This window comes from Streptomyces sp. YIM 98790, assembly GCF_011421595.1.
In the GTDB taxonomy this organism is placed as follows: domain Bacteria; phylum Actinomycetota; class Actinomycetes; order Streptomycetales; family Streptomycetaceae; genus Streptomyces.
On the sequence record NZ_WTLH01000386.1, the window covers coordinates 1 to 1,124 of the forward strand.

At 69.9% G+C, this 1,124-nt stretch carries 2 protein-coding genes; both read left to right on the forward strand.

The window, feature by feature from the left end; all coding sequences use genetic code 11:
* A partial coding sequence (locus GQS09_RS28270; RefSeq protein WP_207958392.1) for a cellulose binding domain-containing protein occupies nucleotides 1–506 on the forward strand: 506 nt, incomplete at its 5' end.
* A gap of 191 nt (nucleotides 507–697) precedes the next feature.
* Nucleotides 698–1,124: endo-1,4-beta-xylanase (locus GQS09_RS28275; RefSeq protein WP_165990349.1), on the forward strand; the 427-nt coding region annotated here is incomplete at its 3' end.

The following is a 1,124-nucleotide window of genomic DNA, read 5'->3' on the forward strand; positions in this document are numbered from 1 at the left end:
TGCGGGACGGCGACTCCTGGGTGCCGGACGTGTTCAACGGCTACGGCGCTCCGCTGCTGTTCACCGACAGCTACCAGAAGAAGCCGGCCTACGACGCCATGCTCGCGGCCTTCGGCGGCGGCACCACGACCGGCGGGACCACGGACGGCGGCACGACCGACGGCGGGACCACGGACGGCGGGACCACGGACGGGGGGACCACCGGCGGCGGCCAGGGCTGCACCGCGACGGTGACCCAGACCGGCCAGTGGAACGGCGGCGCCCAGTACGAGATCCGGGTGACGGCCGGCAGCTCGTCCCTCACCGGCTGGTCCGTCACCTTCCAGCTCCGCTCCGGCGAAACCATCACCAACGGCTGGGACGCGGTCTACTCCGGCTCCGGAACCATCACCGCGGCCAATGCCGCCTACAACGGCAACGTGGGCGCCGGACAGACCGTCACGGCGGGCTTCCTGACCGGCCAGGGAGGCGCCTACACGGTCTCCGGGGTGAGCTGCTCCGCATAGCCCGGCAACCGTTCGAGCGCAGGTGACCGCCCGCCCGGTGCGCCCTCCGGCGCACCGGGCGGGCGCGTCCGTGCCGGGACGGCAGGACGCGGAAAACTTTCGGAGATGTTCCGGAAGTCTTGACGGTCCCGCTCGGGGCGCTTAGAAAAAGCCCGTCAGCCTGCGGGGGCATGACAAGAAAGGGGCACTTGATGTCCTTCCTGAGGCGCAGAGCCGCCGTCGGGGTCGCGGCCGGAGCCCTGCTCGCCGGTGTCGCGGTCTTCGGCAGCACCCTCGGAACAGCCCAGGCGTCCAACCACACGCTGCGGGAGGCCGCCGCCGACAACGGCCGCTTCGTCGGCGTCGCGGTCAACGACAGCCACCTCAACAACTCCCAGTACGCCGACCTGGTGGCCCAGGAGTTCAGCAGCGTCACGGCCGAGAACGTGATGAAGTGGGAGAGCATCCAGCCCTCCCAGGGCCAGTTCAACTGGTCCGGCGGCGACCGGCTGGTCAACTTCGCCCAGCAGAACAACCAGAAGGTCTACGGCCACACCCTGGTCTGGCACAGCCAGATGCCGGGCTGGCTGGAGAACGGCAACTTCAGCGCGTCGCAGCTGCGGCAGATCACCAACAACC